The following is a 794-nucleotide window of genomic DNA, read 5'->3' as shown; positions in this document are numbered from 1 at the left end:
CCACCCTCCGCGCCCGCGATCACCACCCGCCACGTTTACGTCCCACGGCGTAAGGTCGGGGGGTGATCCGCTTCCTGGTGGGCGCGGAGGACCTGCTGCACAGCCGGTTCGCGCTGTCACCGCTGTTCGAGCTGGACGGGCTGCTGCGCGCCCTCACCGGCCTGTCCGGGAACGCCCTGCCCGGCGCCTGGGCCGGGCGCCTGGCGCCGCGGCTGGAGCGGCTGCGCGCCGAGACGCCCCTGGACGCCGTCCTGGCCCTGCAGTCCCACCGGCACGGCGCCGGTTTCGTCGCCCCGCCGCCGCGGGGCCTCGCGCAGACCATCGACGACGACCTCGCCGCCGTCCGCGCCACTCCCCCGGACGTGGCGCGCCGCGAGATCGCCTACTCCCTGCGGGTGCGGCCCGACGCGGACGCGCGGGCCCGCGCCGTCCTCGCCCGCCCCGACGCCGCCGCCGTCCTCGCCGACACCCTCGACACCGCGTGGCGGACGCTGCTCGCGGGCGACTGGCCGCGGCTGCGCGCCATCTGCGAACGCGACGTCCTGCACCGCGCCGGGCGGCTCAGCGGCGGCGGCTGGGAGGCCGCCCTGCGCGACCTGCACCCCCGCGTCCGCTGGCGCGACGGCGGCATCGACCTGCTGCGCACCCGCACCCGCGAGACCGTCCCGCTCGGCGGCCGCGGGCTGCTGCTCATCCCCTCGGTTTTCGTCTGGCCCGCCGTCAGCGCGCACACCGAGGACCCCTGGCCCTGCACCCTCATCTACCCGGCCCGCGGCATCTCCGCCCTCTGGGAG

General features: G+C 78.1%; 1 protein-coding gene. It reads left to right on the top strand.

The annotated features are described in order from the left end of the window. Positions 1-62: 62 nt before the first annotated feature. Positions 63-794: DUF5937 family protein (locus E1298_RS47355; RefSeq protein ID WP_131903906.1), on the top strand; the 732-nt coding region annotated here is incomplete at its 3' end.

This window comes from Actinomadura rubrisoli (genome assembly GCF_004349215.1).
Classification (GTDB): domain Bacteria; phylum Actinomycetota; class Actinomycetes; order Streptosporangiales; family Streptosporangiaceae; genus Spirillospora; species Spirillospora rubrisoli.
Note: the sequence above shows the minus strand (reverse complement) of the source record. Positions and strands in the feature narration are given on the sequence as shown.